The sequence below is a fragment of the Falsiruegeria sp. JB4-1 genome (genome assembly GCF_055693495.1).
Genome location: NZ_JBVFTZ010000001.1, coordinates 166,169 through 183,693, shown reverse-complemented (window position 1 = coordinate 183,693; position 17,525 = coordinate 166,169). Strand labels below are relative to the sequence as shown.

Genomic DNA, 17,525 nt, shown 5'->3' with positions numbered 1-17,525 from the left:
TACGTTCTGAACCCAAGCGCATTCCATTCAGGAGACAGAATATGTCCACCGTAGCCGTCACCGACGCAACCTTCGACGCCGAAGTCAAAAACTCGGACATCCCCGTAGTGGTCGATTTCTGGGCCGAATGGTGTGGTCCGTGCAAACAAATCGGCCCCGCTCTGGAAGAGCTGGCCGCGCAATACGACGGCAAGGTGAAAATCGCCAAAGTCGACGTCGACAATAACCCAAACGCGGCCGCCGCAATGGGCGTGCGTGGCATTCCCGCGCTGTTCATCTTCAAAGACGGTCAGGTTGTATCAAACCGCGCTGGCGCTGCCCCCAAAGCGGCCCTGGAAAGCTGGATCAACGACTCGATCTAAGCCCGTTCGTCAGACTTACCAGATCAAGGCGCTCCCATTGTTGGGGCGCCTTTTTCTTTGGCGGGTCCTTGGGTGGTGTTCTGGTGTCACCACGAGGCACCATTTGGACCTTTCGCCCCGCTAGAAATCGGGCAAAGTGGCGCCAGACAGTAGACAGGAGACAACATGGCCAAAACACGGGTTCTGGTGGAATTCGGCATGGGCACATCGCTCAGGCGCGAGGACTACACCGAGGCGGCACTGCGTGCGCTGAAAGACGCGCTGTGGCACAATTCGGTCAATATGGCCGAGCTTTTTGATTTTCCAAAAGAGGCGATGATCATTGACGCCGAGATTGGAGTGCAAAAGCCTGATCAAGTCGATGTGGACGCGCTGCTGAGCATCTTTCCCTATGGCCAGCCTAGCATAACGGTGGTTGAGGGCGGTTTGGACATCGAGAAACCTCACGCTGACGGATCTACGGTCATCGCCAATGCAGCGATTGTCGTGTCCTTTGATATGGAACCCGCGCAATGACCGAAAAACGTATCATTCTGGAAATGGGTATGGGCAATGACCTTTATGGTCAGGACTATACCAAAGCTGCTCGGCGCGCGGTTCAAGACGCACTGCATCATTCGTCGATTACGCTGTTTTCAAAACTGGGTGTAGATCACACCGAAATGCGGGTGCAGGTGACGATCGGGGTTCAGGACCCGGATGCGGTCGATTGTGAACTGGTGGCGGCGGATTTGCCGCGCGGCCGGGCCGAAGTGCGCGCAATCAAGGGTGGCTTGGATGTTGCAGACGCCGAAGCCGGAACGCGACATATCGTTGCCACCGCGGCAGTCGAGGCTTGGGTACCCGATATGGCCGGGAAATGGGTACAAAGCTAAACGTAAGACACAAAAAAGCCGCCCCCGAGGGATGGGGCGGCTCTTTTTCGTCAAAGACAGCGTGAGATCAGAATTTGGCGATCTCGGAGCGATCCAGGCCGATGTCATTCAGCATGTCGTCCGACAGGTTGGACAGAGCTTTGCGAGTGATGCGGGCCTCGTTCCATTCGGTGATGGATTCTTTGACAGAGACGAATGCGTTGACCACACGGAGAGTTGCGACTGCTCCGAAAGGCACGGTGTTGGTGGCTACGTTTGCCATGATGCGCTTCCTTTGTTTGAAACCAGCCGACCCTGCGTCGGTTGTGAGCCTCATGTAGTACCGTCCACTGAGTCCTACAATTGTTGAGTCAACAGCCCCGATTTGCGTCCAATGCATAGCAAAGCGGCAAGTAATCGAGACGAGAACCGCATTTTTGTGCGGAATGGAAACCGCAGCCGGTGCGATGCCCCGTTGCCTCTGCCGACTGCGCGGCCCATATAGATCGGAACTCACAAGCTGGAGGCACCCATGGCAGACGATCAATTCCCCGGTTGGCACGGCACAACCATCATCGGCGTGAAAAAGGGCGGTGAGGTCGTGATCGCAGGCGACGGGCAGGTGAGCCTGGGTCAGACCGTGATCAAGGGCACCGCGCGCAAGGTACGCCGTCTGTCGCCGGGCGGGTTCGATGTGGTCTGTGGTTTCGCTTAGCTCAACGGCCGATGCCTTTACCCTGCTGGAGCGTTTGGAAACCAAGCTAGAAGCGACTCCGGGGCAGTTGGCGCGGGCTAGCGTCGAATTGGCCAAAGACTGGCGCACCGACAAATACCTGCAAAAGCTTGAGGCGATGCTAATCGTAACCGACGGCAAGGATATGTTTGTTATCACCGGAGCGGGGGACGTACTGGAACCCGAGCACAATGTGGCCGCCATCGGATCAGGTGGCAATTTTGCCCTAGCCGCCGCACGCGGCATGATGGACAGCGACAGGGACGCTGAGGCGGTGGCTCGCGATTCCATGGCGATCGCCGCAGACATCTGCGTTTACACTAATGGCAAACTGACCGTTGAAACAATTTCTTCCTGACTTTCTGAAAGGCTAGGACTCCGTGATCTGACGCAGAATTGGCTGCGAATGCGGCCTTTGTGATCCCGTGTCGGCTGCTCACCTCCGATAGATGCAGCGTGGAATCGACTGCGCTGAACAGTGATCCCGGGTTGATAGGAACACTTACGAATCTTGAAAAATTGCGCCTACTCCGTAGACTGGGCGCGATTTGTTCCTGCCGATGTGCTCGGGTTTTTTGATTCGGCCCTACGATACTATCGGCATAATTCCTTGTTTTCATGTACTTTTCTAAGCCGGACCGTTGGAAACTGATGCTTTGAAAGGTCTTTGTAGCTAGTGAAATGTAAATTTCTTCAGGAGGTTAAGATGAAAAATAAAACAAAGGGTGCGCCTGGTCGCTCAGACGACATTATTACCCCAACGACTGATCTGTTTGTCGACGCAAAAGCCGGAGACGATACTGTCATTTTCAGCCCTAGCCAAGGTTCCGCGGGCGGTGTCTACAAAGGTGGGTCTGGGATCGATACACTCGAACTCAACCTGACGTCCGAAGAATGGCTTTTGCTTGCGCCCACTTTACAAGGCGAAATCGATTCCTTTTTGGCTCATCTTACTGCCGTCACCAACCCAAGTGGCCAAGCCAATGGCAACCAGTTTTCGTTCGATAGTTTAGGACTGAATGTCAAACAGTTTGAACACTTCCGGCTTGTGATCGACGGGGTTGAAATCACTTCCCCCGGAGATGATCCGGTTGATGCTCAGGATGACAGCGATACGACTGACAACCGGACCGTTCTTGACGGAAATGTACTTGATAATGACTCCGTGCCCGACCTGGTTGCCTCGGTCGAAGTAATTTCCGGTCCGGGTGAAGGAGCTTTGACATTCAACCCTGATGGCACGTTCCAATTCGATCCCGGCAGTGATTTTGACGACTTGTCGTTTGGTGAATCTCGGGATGTCGAATTTATCTACACGGTTGTAGACGCCAATGGCGATAGCGACACAGCCACTGTGACCATTACGGTTGAGGGAACAAACACCCCGCCAGAAGCAGTTGATGACGACTTTGTCACAGCGGAAAGCACTATACCGGTTTCACTGGATGTCCTTTTCAACGACTCTGACCCAGAAGATGACGATTTAACGATTACATCTATCGACGACAGCGGTGTGATCGGATCGCTTGCGGTGGATGCAACAACAAATCAGATCGTTTACGATGACTTTGGCTATTTAGACTTCTTGGCGGACGGTCAGTTTGTCGAACAGTCCTTTGGCTATACCATCAGCGACGGAAACGGTGGTGAGGACAGCGCCACAGTAACCTTCACCATTGAAGGTGAAGGATCAGCCGAAACCGAAAGCGTCGAAACAGACTCACTTGAAAATGGCCAGGAAGTATCGGTGACCCTCAGTGGTCCGGGTGGTTCCGAAGACGGAAGCGGTGACTTCTCACTGAACATTGGTCTGTCAGCCGTCATTCAACCAAACATCAACGTTGTCTATGTCGTCGACACCTCTGGCAGCACAATCGCCAGCGTTTTGGCACAGGAAATCGATGCGCTAGAGGGTCTAACATCCCAGATCGCCGCTGCCGGGTTTGCAGATGGCAGTGTCACGATCTCGATTGTACCATTTTCGACAATAGCTGATCCTGACGCAACTGGCGATGCTACGTCAACTTTCACGCTGGACACGCAAGATGACGTGGGCAGTACAGACGTGGACGCGATTAACCTCGCCTTGAACAACCTGAGTGGTGGCGGTTTTACAAACTATGTCGCGGCGCTGAATGAGGCCACGCAAACACTTAATGATCTGGAAACGACGAATGGTGCAGGAACCAATGTTGTTTACTTCTTGTCCGACGGACAACCAACTGTCCGTGACAGCACTGGCCAGATTGTAACGCAGACAGAAGCTGAAATCGGTGCTGCAGCAGCTCCCCTCCAGGCGATGGCTCAGATCTCGACATTCGAAATTGGCAACGTTGATGCCATCAATTTCCTTGATGCGATCGATAACACAGGTGGGACAACCCAAGTTTCAGATCCTTCGGATCTTTCCGCCGCATTGCTGGGATCCCCAATCCCAGAAGGAAGTATCGTGGATGCCGACCTGTTTGTGTTTGACGATATGGGTGTTCTTCAGAACTCTGTGGCTTTGGACCCAGCGGACTTCAACGAAACTCTTCTGGGATTTGAATTCGACATCAACAACGTAACCGGGTTGGCGGACGATCTTGGTGAACAAAGTCTTGTCCGAATTGCAATCGGTTTGGACGATGATAATGATGGAGTGGCCGATATCACCATCGAAACCGAAATCGACGTCTTTGGTTTCTAAGGCATCGTAATTGCGAAAACTAAAAAAGCCGCTGACATTCAGCGGCTTTTCTTGTTCAAACATCAGGTTTCGGCGATTCAGATTAGTTGATCTTTGCAACACCCAAAGGCACACCTGCAACCTCACACCAAATGTAAACTTCGTTGTACTTAGATACGTCCATTGTGGGCGGTACAGCGTACTGCTGTTTGCCAGCCAGGTTCAGCAGCGCGCCCAGTTTGGTGTCGGGGTCGTATTTACCATCCTTGCCGAATGCAACGCGCGGATCAGGGCCGCCGTCCAGCGAGAAATCATCACCCAGCTCGACGATGTAACGATCACCATCCTTGACCACTTTGACCGCGCCCGATGTCACGTGATTGCTGAGACCGGTAAACGTGCCCTTGGCGCCACCGGCCAGTGCGGCTCCGGTGCTTGCAACGGTCAATGCCATGCCAGATGCGGCTGCGGCCAAGAACAAAGAACGACGGTTCATCATGAGTGGGGACCTCCCTTGGAATTCATAGGCTTGATTGCCTTGGGCTGACATTTGAGCAATCTGTACTCGTTTGTAAGGGGGTCTCACGCGCCCCTGATCAGGCGTGTTTCACCCGTGTTTCGGCGTGATCGGCGCGTGATCGGCTTGTGTTTTCCGCGCCCATGCTTAGGTTCCCCGGTGACCCAATGGATAGAGTGACCATGACCGACCTGACCCCGCGCGAAATTGTTTCTGAACTAGACCGTTTCATCATCGGTCAGAAAGACGCCAAACGGGCGGTCGCCGTGGCGCTGCGCAACCGTTGGCGACGTAAACAGTTGTCTGACGATCTGCGGGATGAGGTCTATCCCAAGAATATCCTGATGATTGGCCCCACCGGCGTCGGCAAGACCGAGATCAGCCGCCGCCTGGCGAAGCTGGCCCGCGCGCCCTTTATCAAGGTCGAAGCGACAAAATTCACCGAGGTCGGCTATGTCGGCCGGGATGTAGAACAGATCGTGCGTGATCTGGTCGATGCGGCCATCGCACAAACCCGTGAGTACATGCGTGAAGACGTCAAGGCGCGCGCCCACACAGCCGCCGAAGATCGTGTGATCGAAGCGATTGCCGGCACCGATGCCCGTGAAGCCACGCGCGAGATGTTCCGCAAAAAGTTGAAATCGGGCGAATTGGACGACACCGAGATCGAGTTGGAGTTGGCCGACACCTCGAACCCGATGTCGATGTTCGAAATCCCAGGTCAGCCTGGTGGTAACATGGGCATGATGAACCTGGGCGACATGTTTGGCAAAGCCTTCGGCGGGCGCACAACCCGCAAGAAGGTGACGGTTTCCGAAAGCTATGAGGTGCTGATCGGAGAAGAGGCCGACAAATTGCTAGACGATGAAACGGTAACACGCATCGCTCTGGAGGCGGTCGAACAGAACGGCATCGTCTTCCTGGACGAAATCGACAAAGTCTGTGCCCGCACCGACGCGCGTGGCGGTGATGTCAGCCGTGAAGGCGTGCAGCGCGATCTACTGCCGCTGATCGAGGGCACCACCGTGTCGACCAAACATGGCCCCGTCAAAACGGACCACATCCTGTTCATCGCGTCCGGTGCGTTCCACATCGCCAAGCCGTCGGATCTGCTGCCAGAACTTCAGGGCCGCTTGCCGATCCGCGTAGAGCTGCGCGCGCTGACCGAAGAGGACTTTGTGCGCATCCTGACCGAAACAGAAAACGCGCTTACGCGGCAATACACAGCTTTGATGGGAACCGAAGAGGTCGCTGTTTCGTTTACAGAGGACGGAATTGCAGCGCTTGCGAAGATTGCAGCAGACGTCAATCAATCTGTCGAAAACATTGGCGCGCGCCGCCTTTATACCATCATGGAACGTGTGTTCGAAGAACTCTCCTTTTCAGCGCCTGACAGATCGGGTGATGTCGTGACAGTGGATGCAGGTTTTGTGCAAGAAAATGTGGGGGCGTTGGCACAATCAACTGATGTCAGCCGCTACGTTCTCTAGACGCCGCTTCAAAAACCGCTAGCTTGGTTCCGTTCGCAATGGGAGCATTTGGCGTGCGGGTCCTTGTTTTCTTTTTTTGGGTTGGTTCTGACCTCCTGCGCTGATCGCAACTATTCGCCAATCGTGCCCAGCGCCTTGGAGGTTGGAACACCAAAAACGGTTTTCGCGGCAACCACTCGCGTCAAGGAACAAGACGGCAGCTTTGCTCATCGCCGATCTGAAAACCTCAGCCTTCTGGAATTGACAGTATCCATTCCGCCGAACCGAAACCCTGGTGAATTGAAATTTGCATACTCCAATCCCAAACCAAGCAAAGAGTTTACGCTCGCCGGTCGACAGGATTTTGCAGACATGCAGTCATTTGTGGATCGAATCGAAGAAGACATCAGAAGTCAAAAGAACCCGACGCGGGACGTGACGATTTTTGTTCATGGGTACAACTCCACCCAGACGGAAACCGCATTTCGGGCTGCGCAGCTCGCATATGACATTCAATTGCCGGGCGCGATGGTCATCTATTCATGGCCAAGCCGTGGAAAACCCTTTGGCTACGCATATGATTACGACAGCGTTCTTTTTGCGCGCGACGGGTTGGAAGACCTGATCCGCAACATAAAGGCAGCGGGGGTGAACAACATCTTTCTCGTCGCCCATTCGATTGGGTCGGTGCTGACAATGGAGATGTTGCGCCAGTCGGAAATCCGTCAACCCGGCTGGGCCAATCGCTCACTTGGCGGTGTGGTGCTGCTGTCACCCGATCTGGACGTGGACCTGTTCAAGTCTCAGATGCGCAGCCTGTCCGTAATCCCACAGCCATTTTTGGTCGTCGTGTCCGAGAAGGATAAAGCGCTCAATGTATCTGGGCGATTGCGCGGTAATTCAGACGCAGAGCGATTGGGCAATATTTCTTCAATTGAGTCCGTCTCCGAACTTCCAATAAGCGTCGTTGATACCACAGCCTTTGCCGGGGACGCCGAGTCGTCACATTTGGTGGCCGGTACGTCGCCAACGTTGATTGCGATGCTGCAATCGGTTCACGCCATGAACAGCACATTCGATGGCGACCCGAATGGGTTGGGTTTCCTTCTTCCGGAAGGATCCGAATCAACACCTGATGGCGCTCGTGAAATTGTTTTGGATCAAGGGGGATTCATTCAGGAAGGCGACCGGTGAAAACCCAAGCCATTCTTGACTACCTTGCCACAAACTCCAGATGGCTGGCGGCGGGTGGACTTCTGACGTTTTTGTCCAGCTTTGGACAAACCTTCTTTATCTCAGTTTTTGCAGGAGAAATTCGCGAAACCTTTGCGCTGAGCCATGGAGAGTGGGGTGGGCTGTATTCTCTTGGAACCATGGCATCCGCGGTGGTTATGGTGTGGGCTGGATCTTTCACAGATGTTTTCAGAGTTCGGTTACTCGGCCCCGTCATTTTAGCCGGACTGGCAATTGCCTGCGTGGCGATGGGCCTAAACTCATGGGCTGCTGTTTTACCGATCAGCATCTTTTTACTTCGGTTCTTTGGGCAAGGCATGAGCAGCCATTTGGCAATGGTCGCAATGGCGCGTTGGTTTACGGCCACGCGAGGAAAAGCCCTTTCAATCGCAACCTTGGGATACGCGGTCGGTGAGGCCCTGCTACCAATAGCATTTGTTGCAGCTCTGGGATTTGTCCACTGGCAAACTCTTTGGCTCATCTGCGCTGGTGTCTGCCTGCTTGGAATACCGGTTCTAATTCGCTTGCTACGCAACGAACGCACACCACAAAGTCTGGCCAAAAGTGAATCAAGTACCGGGATGAATGGCCGACAGTGGACACGCCGCCAAGCCTTGCGGCACCCGCTGTTTTGGACGGTCGTGCCAGCCATCCTTGGCCCATCCGCTTTCGTCACCGCACTATTTTTTCACCAGGTCCATCTGGCAGAAATCAAGGGGTGGTCGCACATTGAGTTGGTGTCTTTGTTTCCGGTCTACACGGTGGTGGGTATCATCGCGATGATAACAGTCGGCTGGGCGTTGGACAAATATGGCACCAAGCGCTTGATGCCTTTTTACTTGCTCCCAATTGTTGCGGGGTTTCTTTGTTTTGCGGCAGGCAATTCACCACTTCTAGCTGTGGCAGGTTTTGCCTTTGTCGCGATAACCAGCGGCGCGAACTCAACCCTAATTCCCGCGTTCTGGGCCGAGTACTATGGGACCGCCCACATCGGTTCGATCAAGGCCTTGGCAACCGCTGTCATGGTTCTTGGATCAGCGATTGGTCCTGCCATCACCGGTGCGTTGATAGACTTTGGTACCGGGCTGGAAACGCAATTTGTGGGTATTGCCGCCTATTTTGTTTTGGTCAGCGGCCTCACGACCTGGGGTGTGTCGCGGGCTAGCCGCGATCTCTAACGCAAGCGGCGAAGATAGACATAATATGCGCCATCGCCCCCATGAGACAAATGGGCAGGTGTGACTTGGATCACAACTTTGGAAAGTGGCGGCAAGGATAACCACTGCGGTACTTGGTTTCGCAATACACCGCGGGGAGTTGGAATGGGTCCTGGCTCGTCCCGGTCCTTGCCTTTGCCGGTGATCACTAGAACCAAGCGCTTGCCGGATGCCTGCGACGATAGAATGAACCGGGTCAGGGCGGGGTGCGCGGTATCGACACGCATCCCGTGCAGATCAATTCTTGCCTCTGGTCTAAGCTTACCCCGCTTCATGCGACCATACGCTTTGGTGTCCATCTGAACTGGCATTTTCGAAAGGTGTTCGGTTACCGTCGGCTTTAGACTGTTGCGCGTTGGTTTCGAACCAGCCTTTTGACCAACTTTGAACTCACTCAAAAGAAGAGATCGTTCTACTGCGGGCTTCGGCTTTGGAAGTGTTGTAGCGTGATTTTCTTCGATATGTTCCGGGTTCAGGCGATCCGCCTTCCGCACGACCTTTTGCCACAGGTCCATTTCCTCTTGCGACAATTTACGACGGGCCATCAGAACCCATCCGGCAGCAAAGCATAGGCCCGTTGGATTGGTAACAATACCAGCATTCGGCCTGGATCACGCAGCCGACCGGCTGCTTGGCCAGCCGCGTCCCCGGTCCCAAAGAAAATGTCCGCTCGCTGCGCCCCTTTGATAGCTGAACCCGTGTCTTGAGCAATCATCAGGCGACGCAATTTACCCGCGCCGTTCTTTTCTACCCAAACCGGAGCACCAAGCGGTGTGAAGGCCGGGTCCACCGCGATCGAGCGCATCGCCGTCACGGACCGATTCATCGCGCCCAGTGGACCATCGGCGGATGAAACGCGCCGCACCTCGCGGAAAAACACATAGCTGGGGTTGTGCAGAAGCAGTTCGACGCCTGCCGCCGGATTACGGCGCACCCAGTTCTTGATCACCTGTGCGCTCACTTGATGGGCGTTGTAGATACCACGTCGCACCAGTTCGACCCCAATCGATCGATAAGAATGACCATTGGCCCCTCCATAACCCACCCGGATCGTCGATCCGTTGGATAAGCGGATACGCCCGGAGCCTTGGATCTGCAAAAAGAACAACTCAACAGGATCATCAACCCAAGCGATTTCAAGTCCGCGGTTTTCCATCACCCCACTGGTCAGAATCTCGCGTCGGCTTAGCCAGGGGTTCGACGCCTTGGCCTCGGGCGGCATTTTGTAGACGGGATATCGGAACTGGCTGGTGGGCACGCGTGAACCATCAAGCTCGGGTTCGAAATAACCAGTAAACAGCCCATCCTTGCCGTCTTGAATTAGAACAGGGCGAAAGAACAGCTCAAAAAACGAGCGCGCCGTTTCAGGTGTATGGTTTTGCGCCACTGCACACAAAGACGTCCAATCGGGATCATCAAAATCAGCGCAGGTGTTCAGGAACGTGTCAAAGGCCGCAGCGTGATCATCTGCGGCCCATCCATCCAGGTCATCGAACGAAGCAACGGTATAGGTAACATCGGTTCCGTTGCCCGAAGCAGAACCTGCTGCGGACATTACGGCACCTGCCAGAAGAAGCGACCGAAGCGCTGCAATCATGCGTCCGTTGCGACAAGCAGCCAATTCGGATCATCAGTGCCCATGGTGCGGGCAAAGGTCCAGGTATCTTTCTGGCGCTTGACAGTGTTTGCGTTGCCTTCGATGATGTCGCCGCCGCGGTCACGCACAACGGACGTCAGCTCAGCCACAAAGCGCATGGTGATTTCGGCCAGTTGGGTGTCTTTGTCGAACTTGGCGTCAACCAGTGTGGTTTCGCGCACGCCGATGAACTCTGCCTCGATCTTGAGGCCTTGATCCTCGCGATCAGACACGACGCTGACAAAGGTATCAAATACATCTTCGGCCAGGAACGGCTGGATGTCGTTCAGGTCACCGCGCTCGAACCCCATGACGATCATCTCGTAAGCCCCGCGCGAGCCTTGGACGAAATCGGTGACCGAAAAGCCGGGCTCGATCCGCTTCATCGCGGTCAATTCCTGCGCCTGCGGGCTGTCTTCGCCAACGTGATCGGTGATGTCCCGATCGGGGCCGCCTTCGATCACTTCAAAGTCGCGCGCCGTGCGCGCATTGGATTGTTGTGGCACGGGCGGTTTTTCGAAACCTTCACGCGTACCCAGAACACTGCGCAAACGCAGAATGAGAAAAATGGCGATGCTTACCAATACCAAAAGCTGGATCAAGGGTGAGTTCATTTCTTCCTCGTTTCAGGCAAGAGGCTTTGTAAGCAAGGCCTCAGAGCACTATGTAGGGGACGGGGCGGTGCAAGTCCACCGTTCACCCCTTAGGAAAGGATAACCTAAATGTACCTGTTTCTGGCCTTTTTGCTGGTTCCGATCATCGAAATTGCCTTGTTCATCCAAGTTGGCGGCCTGATCGGGCTGTGGCTAACCCTTGCAATTGTTGTGCTGACAGCCGTGTTGGGCACCTGGTTGGTGCGGACACAAGGTCGCATGGCGATGGGGCAGCTGCAGCAGGCCTTTTCCACTCTGGATGATCCGACCGAGCCGTTGGCCCATGGTGCGATGATCCTATTTTCGGGTGCTCTGTTACTGACACCTGGGTTTTTTACCGATGCGGTTGGCTTTGCTCTGCTGGTTCCTGGCGTTCGGGTGGCGGTGTTCCGCTATCTGCGGTCCAAGGTAACGGTATCGAGCTTTCAAATGGGCGGCGATCCCCGGTTTCAGAACATGCATTCGGGCCTTGATCCGCGACACGGTGCGCGTCACCCCGGCGGGCTCGGCGACGTGATCGATGGCGAATACGAAGAGGTCGGTAAGCCACGTGACCCCAACGCCCCGCCATCGGGTTGGGTCGAAGGACCGGACCGCCATTGAGGTGATACGGGCAAGCTGCTAAGCAGTGTCGAATTTGATTTTCACGGAGCAAATCCATGGCCGAAAACGGCGCCGCCGAAGGCAACCAACAGCAACAACCCCCACAAGTTCAGATGCGCGTTCTGGGACAGTTCATCCGCGACCTGTCGTTTGAAAACGTGATGGCCCAAAAGGGCGCATCGGGTGACGTGCAGCCGGACGTCAACGTTCAGGTGAACCTTGATGCGAAAAAGCGTTCAACGGATCACCAATACGAAGTTGCGATCAAGCTGAACATCGAATCCAAGGCCAAAGAGCTGGGTGAAACCCTGTTTGTCTTCGAGATCGACTACTGCGGTATCTTCCACGTCGAAGGCGTGGCCGAGGATCAGTTGCACCCGTTCCTGTTGATCGAATGCCCGCGCATGTTGTTCCCGTTCCTGCGCCGCATCGTTAGCGACGTAACCCGCGACGGTGGCTACCCGCCGCTGAACTTGGACAACATCGACTTTGTTGCGCTCTATCGCAACGAACTGGCGCGCCTACAGGCCGCTCAGCAAGAACAGCAGGCCGACGCCTGATTTCGGATTACGCGCTTGGGATCAACTCTCAGGCGCGTTTCCACATCGCATCATCCCCCAATTTGTCGACAAAGGCCTGATGGGCCTCTTGTTCCTCGGCCGAGATGCGCGCGGGCAGGGGATTTGGCCGTGCACTAGGGCGCCAGTCGTCTGCAGCAGATCCACCGGAACCGCCCTGGACCGTCGACAGGCCAAAGTCGGGTTGCTTGCCGCCGATCAGCTCCAGATAAACCTCGGCCAAGATTTCACTATCGAGCAAAGCGCCGTGTAACGTCCGGTTTGTGTTGTCGATACCAAAGCGGCGGCACAACGCATCAAGCGAGGCCGGCGAGCCAGGGAATTTCTTGCGTGCGATGGCCAGTGTGTCGAGCGCTTGCTCCCACGGGATTTCGGGCAGGCCCATCCAGCGCAGTTCGGCATTCAGGAATTTGATATCAAAGGCCGCATTGTGGATCACCAGTTTGGAATCGCCGACGAAATCCCGAAAGGCCTGACCCACCTTGGCAAAGACCGGCTTGTCCCGCAGCGTCACCGCACCCGGGCCGGGCGGTTGCGGGGATTCCAGCAGGTCAGGACCGATACCGTGAACGCCAAACGCCTCAAGCGGCATGGAGCGTTCGGGGTTGATGTACTGGTGATAGGTCTCGCCGGTGGCCACATGGTTCCACAGCTCGACCGCGCCGATTTCAACAATCCGGTCGCCGCTTTCGGGATCAAACCCGGTGGTTTCCGTATCCAGAACGATTTCACGCATCGTTTAACCCTGCTCTGATCTGCTCCACCACAGCCTGCACCTGTTGGCGGGCGTGGTCTAGCGTGTCGGTGACAATCACAAAATCGGATCGCTCACATTTCTCGTCATTCGGCATCTGTTTGGCGCGGATCTGCTGAAACTGTTCCAGGCTCATCGTTCCGCGGGCCAACACGCGCTCTTGCTGAACATCAGCAGGTACCGAAACACAGGCCACGGCATCCATAGCCGCATCGCCACCAGTTTCGAACATCAATGGGACATCAAACACCAGGATATCGGCGTCTGTTCCGACTTTGAACTGTTCGCGGTCTTGCCCAACCAACGGGTGCACGATCTGTTCGATCTGCTTTAACGCGGTCGGGTCAGCTTGAATGATATGTCGCAAAGCATCACGATTTACGGCACCGTCAACGATTGCATCGGGAAATGCAGCCTGCATCGGCGCAACCGCAGAACCGCCGAGCGCATAAAGCCGATGAACCGCCGCATCCGCATCCCAAACGGCGCAACCCATTTCAGCAAACAGCTTAGCGGTTGTGCTTTTTCCCATACCGATAGAGCCTGTGAGCCCCAGAAGAAACCTCATCTCAAGGCCGCCGCACGGGTGGCACTGTCGACCTTTGGCCGCTCGCCAAACCAGCGCTCAAATCCGGGAACCGCCTGATGCAACAACATACCCAAGCCATCGACGGTGGTGCAGCCCGCCTCTTCCGCGGTTTGCAACAAGCGGGTTTTAAGCGGGGCATAAACCAGATCCGTCACAACCGCAGACGGCTTCAGCCCGTCCATCGGCACGCGCAATTCGGAATTGCCAACCATACCCAGAGAAGTTGTGTTCACAACCAGGTCTGCGTCTTCAACCACATTACCTGCTTGCACCCAGTCAATCACCTGCAGTCGCTTACCAAAATCTTCGCGCAGCTTTTCAGCGCGTACACGGGTGCGATTGGACAGAAAGATCTCGGGCACGTCGGCCTCGAGCAGTGCAGAGATCACTGCGCGTGCTGCCCCGCCAGCCCCCAGAACAAGCGCCGGTCTGGCCTTGGGTTCCCAATCAGGGGCTCCGCTGCGCAAGTTCTCCATAAACCCATAGCCATCGGTATTGTCCGCATGGATCTTCCCGTCCTCACGGAAGATCAGGGTGTTCGCCGCGCCGATCAGTGTCGCACGATCCGTGATCTGATCCGCAATCGCCATCACGGCCTCTTTATGCGGGACAGTCACGTTGACCCCAACAAAGCCGGCCTTGGGTAATGTACGTAGAACCGTTTCCAGATCCTGAGGCGCCACGTCCATCGGGATATAGTGCCCTGCAATGCCATAGGTCTTGAGCCAATGCCCGTGCAAGCGTGGGGACTTGGAATGTGCAATTGGGTGCCCGATCACACCTGCCAATGGAATAGTTGTGTTCGTCATTGTTCGATCACCCCCCGCAACGCCAGGAAATTGAGCAGCTCTAACAGGGGCATACCCAAAACGTTAAAATAGTCCCCGTCAATGGTTGTGAACAAGCGTACACCCTCTTCTTCAAGTTTGTAGGCCCCGACCGCATGGCGAATGCTGTCCCAATTCCGCTCAACATATGAGCGCAGATAAGTGTCGGAACTCGCCCGCATCCGTAGGCGGACTTGCCCAACATGGCGCCAGATTGGTTCTCCGTTTTCATAGATGACGGCAGCCGACAGCAGCATATGCCGGTGCCCCCGCATCGCCTTTAGCTGATCAAAGGCCTGTTCCAACGAGGTAGGTTTGGACAGAAGCTGCCCCTGAAAGTCCAGAACCTGATCACAGCCCAACACCATCGCGCCCGGCATTTTCAAGCTGATCTTGCGCGCCTTAAGCTCGGCCAGGGCGTCGGCAATGTCGCGGGGCGGGGCCTCTTCCGCAATCAGCGCATTTTTAACAGTATCTTCATCAACACGGGGCACATTAACCTCAAACGGGACACCTGCGTTGCGCAGCAGTTGCGCCCGGATGGATGAGCCAGAGGCGAGAACGATGGGGACAGTCATGTGGATAACCCCTTGGGCAAGTCTTTGAGCGATTTCGGATGGTTTGTATGACTTTCCGCTTGTCACGCAACCCCGGGGTTTCGCGAAAAACATCTCTGAGTCGTTCGAGTTGTATCCTTTCTGGACAAGGATAACTTGAATCCCGTGGATAACCCGACCACCCAAAGTTACCCGCAACATTATCCCCAAGCTCTTCAAGTTGAGTTTTGTTTACCGCATTGTTTTTAATTAATAAATTTTAGATGTGGAGAGACAGTGCTTGAAACCCGATCAGGTTCCCCACATGGGGAAAACTGGCAGGACAGATGAGTTATCCACGAAAATCCAGCTCCCTACAAAAATCATCATCCTTTTTTCTTTCTTTCTTTTTTATTAGGTAAGCCCGAACCCGATCCGCGAGACACACATGACCGATTTTCTGTTCACGATTTACCCATGGGTCAAATCCCTGCACATCATGGCAGTTATCTCGTGGATGGCTGGTCTCTTCTATCTTCCTCGTTTGTTTGTGCATCATGTCGAGCAGGCTAAGAAAGTTCAGGGAGCACCTGAAATCTTTCTGATGATGCAAGAGAAGCTTTTGAAGATCATCATGAGACCAGCGATGATCGTGACCTGGGTCTGTGGGCTGATCATGGTTTTTACACCAGGTATCGTCGACTGGTCGTGGATCTGGCCCTGGACCAAGGGAGCATCGGTTCTGGCGATGACCTGGTTCCATCACTGGCTGCTTAAGCAACATCGCAGCTTAGAGGAGGGGACCAATACCCTCTCTGGGCGCACGTACCGCCTCATGAATGAGGTTCCGACAGTTTTGATGGTGATCATCGTCCTGTCGGTCATTTTGAAGTTCTGAGGGCTGTTTGACTCCACAGCCCTGCGCCCCTATGTAGGGGTCAACTGACCCGTCCGGGTTACGTGTCTTCCGAATCCATATTCAATCCATGCCGCGCTTGCGGTCAAAGGGTGTTTGATCATGTCTGCTGAATCCCTGTCGCTTGCCTATCTCAAGGCCAAGAGCCCCAAAGACCTGCTGTCGATGGCCGAAGAGCTTGAGATCGAAAACGCATCAACGATGCGTAAAGGCGAAATGATGTTCCAGATCCTGCGTGAACGCGCGGACGAGGGATGGGAGATTTCGGGCGATGGCGTACTAGAGGTGTTACAAGACGGTTTTGGCTTCTTGCGCTCGCCTGAGGCGAACTATCTGCCGGGTCCTGACGACATTTATGTCTCGCCCGAGATGATCCGCCAGCACAGTCTGCGCACCGGTGATACGATTGATGGTGTGATGAAGGCGCCGCTGGACAACGAGCGCTATTTTGCGCTGACCAATGTCACCAAGATCAACTTTGAAGACCCCGAGAAGGCAAAGCACAAGATCGCATTCGACAACCTGACGCCTCTGTACCCGGATGAGCGTCTGAAGATGGAAGTCGAGGATCCGACCATCAAAGACCGTTCGGCCCGTGTTATCGACCTGGTGGCGCCGATTGGTAAAGGGCAGCGTTCGCTCATCGTGGCGCCGCCGCGGACCGGTAAAACCGTGATCCTGCAGAATATCGCCAACTCGATCGAAAAAAACCATCCCGAGTGCTACTTGATCGTCCTGCTGATCGATGAACGCCCCGAAGAGGTCACCGACATGCAGCGTTCGGTGAAAGGTGAGGTTGTATCTTCTACCTTTGATGAACCTGCAACTCGTCACGTTGCCGTGTCCGAGATGGTAATCGAAAAAGCAAAGCGTCTGGTCGAACATAAACGAGATGTTGTTATCCTTCTCGATTCGATCACAAGACTTGGTAGGGCATTCAACACTGTTGTGCCTTCGTCGGGTAAAGTACTTACAGGTGGTGTCGATGCAAACGCCTTGCAGCGCCCGAAACGCTTTTTTGGTGCTGCGCGGAACATCGAAGAGGGCGGTTCGCTGACTATCATCGCAACCGCGCTGATCGATACCGGCAGTCGTATGGACGAAGTTATCTTTGAAGAATTCAAAGGTACCGGTAACTCGGAAATCGTTTTGGATCGCAAGATTGCCGACAAACGTGTGTTCCCGGCGATCGACATCCTCAAGTCCGGCACCCGGAAAGAGGACCTGCTGGTCGACAAGCTGGACCTGCAAAAGACGTTTGTCCTGCGCCGTATCCTAAACCCGATGGGCACCACGGATGCGATCGAGTTCCTGTTGTCGAAGTTGAAGCAGACCAAGACAAACGGCGAGTTCTTCGACTCGATGAATACCTAAACCAGG

Annotated in this window: 20 protein-coding genes and 1 pseudogene; 12 read left to right on the top strand and 9 right to left on the bottom strand. The window is 54.8% G+C overall.

Translation table 11 applies throughout. The features are described 5' to 3' along the window. Window positions 1–41: 41 nt before the first annotated feature. From trxA to ACZ1HE_RS00945, 3 genes are all read left to right on the top strand, one after another. Window positions 42–362 carry a thioredoxin gene (gene trxA, locus ACZ1HE_RS00955; protein WP_472619177.1) on the top strand — a complete coding sequence of 107 codons (321 nt, stop codon included), beginning with the start codon at window positions 42–44 and terminating at the stop codon, window positions 360–362. Window positions 363–527: 165 nt separating this feature from the next. After that, window positions 528–878 (top strand): Lin0512 family protein, encoded by a 351-nt coding sequence (locus tag ACZ1HE_RS00950; protein ID WP_472619176.1) that lies wholly within the window; start codon window positions 528–530, stop codon window positions 876–878. Further along, a complete protein-coding gene (locus ACZ1HE_RS00945) occupies window positions 875–1,237 on the top strand; it encodes a Lin0512 family protein (RefSeq protein ID WP_472619175.1) in 363 nt (120 codons plus the stop codon). The genes ACZ1HE_RS00950 and ACZ1HE_RS00945 overlap by 4 nt, the downstream gene beginning before the upstream one ends. Window positions 1,238–1,304: 67 nt before the next feature. On the opposite strand, the gene ACZ1HE_RS00940 is transcribed toward ACZ1HE_RS00945, so the two are convergent. Then, complete coding sequence (locus ACZ1HE_RS00940; RefSeq protein ID WP_472619174.1) at window positions 1,305–1,499, bottom strand: DUF1127 domain-containing protein; 195 nt, start codon at window positions 1,497–1,499, stop codon at window positions 1,305–1,307. Window positions 1,500–1,748: 249 nt separating this feature from the next. Between ACZ1HE_RS00940 and hslV the strand changes: the two are divergent. Beyond that, a pseudogene (gene hslV, locus ACZ1HE_RS00935) lies at window positions 1,749–2,307 on the top strand (ATP-dependent protease subunit HslV). Between the two features lie 348 nt (window positions 2,308–2,655). Then, window positions 2,656–4,638: an Ig-like domain-containing protein gene (locus ACZ1HE_RS00930; protein WP_472619173.1), complete on the top strand. Its 1,983-nt coding sequence runs from the start codon at window positions 2,656–2,658 to the stop codon at window positions 4,636–4,638. A gap of 82 nt (window positions 4,639–4,720) precedes the next feature. Here ACZ1HE_RS00930 and ACZ1HE_RS00925 read toward each other — a convergent pair whose 3' ends face one another. Further along, window positions 4,721–5,113: a DM13 domain-containing protein gene (locus tag ACZ1HE_RS00925; RefSeq protein ID WP_472619172.1), complete on the bottom strand. Its 393-nt coding sequence runs from the start codon at window positions 5,111–5,113 to the stop codon at window positions 4,721–4,723. Between the two features lie 203 nt (window positions 5,114–5,316). Between ACZ1HE_RS00925 and hslU the strand changes: the two genes are divergently transcribed. From hslU to ACZ1HE_RS00910, 3 genes are all read left to right on the top strand, one after another. Further along, on the top strand, window positions 5,317–6,624 hold the full coding sequence (hslU, locus tag ACZ1HE_RS00920; RefSeq protein ID WP_472624289.1) for an ATP-dependent protease ATPase subunit HslU: 1,308 nt from the start codon (window positions 5,317–5,319) through the stop codon (window positions 6,622–6,624). Between the two features lie 351 nt (window positions 6,625–6,975). Then, complete coding sequence (locus ACZ1HE_RS00915; RefSeq protein ID WP_472619171.1) at window positions 6,976–7,797, top strand: alpha/beta hydrolase; 822 nt, start codon at window positions 6,976–6,978, stop codon at window positions 7,795–7,797. Next, on the top strand, window positions 7,794–9,014 hold the full coding sequence (locus ACZ1HE_RS00910; protein ID WP_472619170.1) for an MFS transporter: 1,221 nt from the start codon (window positions 7,794–7,796) through the stop codon (window positions 9,012–9,014). Before ACZ1HE_RS00915 ends, ACZ1HE_RS00910 begins: the two co-directional genes overlap by 4 nt. Here ACZ1HE_RS00910 and ACZ1HE_RS00905 read toward each other — a convergent pair. The 3 genes from ACZ1HE_RS00905 to ACZ1HE_RS00895 are packed head-to-tail and all read right to left on the bottom strand — an operon-like array spanning window position 9,011 to window position 11,303. Then, the gene (locus ACZ1HE_RS00905; RefSeq protein WP_472619169.1) at window positions 9,011–9,598 is read right to left on the bottom strand and encodes a Smr/MutS family protein; all 588 of its coding nucleotides are present in this window, start codon (window positions 9,596–9,598) and stop codon (window positions 9,011–9,013) included. The genes ACZ1HE_RS00910 and ACZ1HE_RS00905 overlap by 4 nt on opposite strands. Then, a complete protein-coding gene (gene mltA, locus ACZ1HE_RS00900) occupies window positions 9,598–10,650 on the bottom strand; it encodes a murein transglycosylase A (RefSeq protein ID WP_472619168.1) in 1,053 nt (350 codons plus the stop codon). The genes ACZ1HE_RS00905 and mltA overlap by 1 nt, the downstream gene beginning before the upstream one ends. Further along, window positions 10,647–11,303, bottom strand: coding sequence for a Tim44/TimA family putative adaptor protein (locus tag ACZ1HE_RS00895; protein ID WP_472619167.1), 657 nt, complete (start codon window positions 11,301–11,303; stop codon window positions 10,647–10,649). Before ACZ1HE_RS00895 ends, mltA begins: the two co-directional genes overlap by 4 nt. A 108-nt stretch (window positions 11,304–11,411) precedes the next feature. Here ACZ1HE_RS00895 and ACZ1HE_RS00890 point away from each other — a divergent pair, with 108 nt between their 5' ends. Then, window positions 11,412–11,945, top strand: coding sequence for an FxsA family protein (locus ACZ1HE_RS00890; protein WP_472619166.1), 534 nt, complete (start codon window positions 11,412–11,414; stop codon window positions 11,943–11,945). A gap of 56 nt (window positions 11,946–12,001) precedes the next feature. Continuing rightward, a complete protein-coding gene (gene secB, locus ACZ1HE_RS00885; protein WP_085797666.1) occupies window positions 12,002–12,505 on the top strand; it encodes a protein-export chaperone SecB in 504 nt (167 codons plus the stop codon). 28 nt (window positions 12,506–12,533) lie between these two features. On the opposite strand, the gene dnaQ is transcribed toward secB, so the two are convergent. Genes dnaQ through ACZ1HE_RS00865 form a run of 4 tightly spaced genes read right to left on the bottom strand, consistent with a single transcriptional unit; the run spans window position 12,534 to window position 15,271 of the window. Next, window positions 12,534–13,259 carry a DNA polymerase III subunit epsilon gene (dnaQ, locus tag ACZ1HE_RS00880; RefSeq protein WP_472619165.1) on the bottom strand — a complete coding sequence of 242 codons (726 nt, stop codon included), beginning with the start codon at window positions 13,257–13,259 and terminating at the stop codon, window positions 12,534–12,536. Continuing rightward, the gene (gene coaE, locus ACZ1HE_RS00875) at window positions 13,252–13,845 is read right to left on the bottom strand and encodes a dephospho-CoA kinase (RefSeq protein ID WP_472619164.1); all 594 of its coding nucleotides are present in this window, start codon (window positions 13,843–13,845) and stop codon (window positions 13,252–13,254) included. The genes dnaQ and coaE overlap by 8 nt, the downstream gene beginning before the upstream one ends. Continuing rightward, window positions 13,842–14,675, bottom strand: coding sequence for a shikimate dehydrogenase (locus ACZ1HE_RS00870; RefSeq protein ID WP_472619163.1), 834 nt, complete (start codon window positions 14,673–14,675; stop codon window positions 13,842–13,844). The genes coaE and ACZ1HE_RS00870 overlap by 4 nt, the downstream gene beginning before the upstream one ends. Beyond that, a complete protein-coding gene (locus ACZ1HE_RS00865) occupies window positions 14,672–15,271 on the bottom strand; it encodes a Maf family protein (protein ID WP_472619162.1) in 600 nt (199 codons plus the stop codon). The genes ACZ1HE_RS00870 and ACZ1HE_RS00865 overlap by 4 nt, the downstream gene beginning before the upstream one ends. 406 nt (window positions 15,272–15,677) lie before the next feature. On the opposite strand from ACZ1HE_RS00865, the gene ACZ1HE_RS00860 reads away from it, so the two are divergent. Continuing rightward, window positions 15,678–16,127, top strand: coding sequence for a CopD family protein (locus tag ACZ1HE_RS00860; RefSeq protein ID WP_472619161.1), 450 nt, complete (start codon window positions 15,678–15,680; stop codon window positions 16,125–16,127). Between the two features lie 120 nt (window positions 16,128–16,247). After that, entirely contained in the window at window positions 16,248–17,519 is a 1,272-nt protein-coding gene (gene rho, locus ACZ1HE_RS00855) for a transcription termination factor Rho (protein WP_108785299.1), read from the top strand. The last annotated feature ends 6 nt before the right edge of the window (window positions 17,520–17,525 follow it).